Origin of the sequence: Bacteroides caecigallinarum, from assembly GCF_016901995.1 — a bacterium.
GTDB lineage: Bacteria > Bacteroidota > Bacteroidia > Bacteroidales > Bacteroidaceae > Phocaeicola > Phocaeicola cellulolyticus.
The window spans coordinates 1-1,422 of record NZ_JACJLE010000120.1 but is presented as its reverse complement, the minus strand read 5'-3'; the positions used below and the strand labels follow the sequence as shown (position 1 = coordinate 1,422).

Here is a 1,422-nt window from a genome sequence, read left to right as displayed (position 1 = left end):
GGCGCAGTAGAAATTTAGTGGGGATTAATTTTTATTATCCCTATAAATTGCGACCTTTGTCTTATGGAAACGAATCAATTGGAAGTGCTTGCACGCATCGTGCTACCTTCAGCAATACTGGATTATTTTAGGATAACAGGTTTAGAACAAACTTTAAATGAGATTCATATTCATCTTGATGAGTTAATGAATCCGAACTTGTCAGGTGATGTTAATTTTGTGTCCAAAGGTTTTATGGAACCTGTAAATGTCACTGATTTCCCAATCCGTGACCATAAGGTTGTATTGATTATCCGTCGTCGCAGGTGGACAGATGTACGCACAGGCAAAAGTTTCAGTATTCCAATCAATCTTGATGTGGTATGCAAGGGCACCCGTTACTCTAAGGAGTTCGGGGCTTTTTTAAAAGAAACTTATGGAGACATCCCCTGTGACCTGCCGTACGCTTGAAACGTTCTACCACATAAACGCACATACATTTGAGAAGCAGTACAAGGAAACGTTAAGCGACTTCCGTAACTGGGAACAGCTTGACCATGCCGAGGAATGGCTGTTATTTCCGGAAAACATAGGTCCGCACCTTGCTATTGATGAGTCATCCCTGTCTAACGGTGAGCTTTACACGTTTATCACCAACCGTGACCGCCACACCGGTGAAGGAAGTCTGGTAGCAGTTGTCTCCGGCACGAAATCGGAAGACGTAATAAAAGTACTGAAACTGATAGACGAGGAAGAACGTATGAAAGTAGAGGAAGTGACTTTGGATCTTTCCGATTCGATGCGCAAAATCGTTTCTACCGCATTCCCGAAAGCCAGTAGAGTGATAGACCGTTTTCACATACAAAAACTGGCTTGTGATGCCGTACAGGAGATTCGTGTGGCACACCGTTGGGATGCCTTACAGCAGAGCAATGAAGAAATGGAAGAATGTAAACATTCAGGAAAACCCTATGAACCGTTCCGTTTTCCCAATGGAGATACCCGCCCTGAACTGCTTATCAGAAGTCGTTATCTTCTGTTCAAATCCGCAGACAAATGGACGGAAAAACAAAAGAAAAGGGCTGAAATCCTTTTTGATGAGTATCCGGACATTCAAATGGCTTATGGATTATCACATTCGCTGAGAATGATATTCTCTAAGAATACATTAAAGGATGCCGCACGGTTAAGCATGGCCAGATGGTATAACAAGGTGGACAACTCCAGACTGAAGCAGTTCAATGTTATTGCCACTACTTTCTATGAGCATTATGATGAAATACTGAACTTCTACAACAACCGTTCCTCTAACGCTGCTGCTGAATCATTTAATGCTAAAATCAAACTATTCAGAGCCAATCTGCATGGAGTAACGGATAAAAAGTTCTTTCTCTTCAGAATTGCTAAGTTGTATGGTTATCCCCACTAAATTTCTACTGTCCC

At 42.1% G+C, this 1,422-nt stretch carries 2 protein-coding genes; both read left to right on the top strand.

The window, feature by feature from the left end; translation table 11 throughout:
- Window positions 1–63 precede the first annotated feature (63 nt).
- Entirely contained in the window at window positions 64–450 is a 387-nt protein-coding gene (locus H6A61_RS15230; protein WP_204394751.1) for an ISAon1 family transposase N-terminal region protein, read from the top strand.
- Window positions 416–1,408: an ISAon1 family transposase gene (locus tag H6A61_RS15225; RefSeq protein WP_204394749.1), complete on the top strand. Its 993-nt coding sequence runs from the start codon at window positions 416–418 to the stop codon at window positions 1,406–1,408. The genes H6A61_RS15230 and H6A61_RS15225 overlap by 35 nt, the downstream gene beginning before the upstream one ends.
- The last annotated feature ends 14 nt before the right edge of the window (window positions 1,409–1,422 follow it).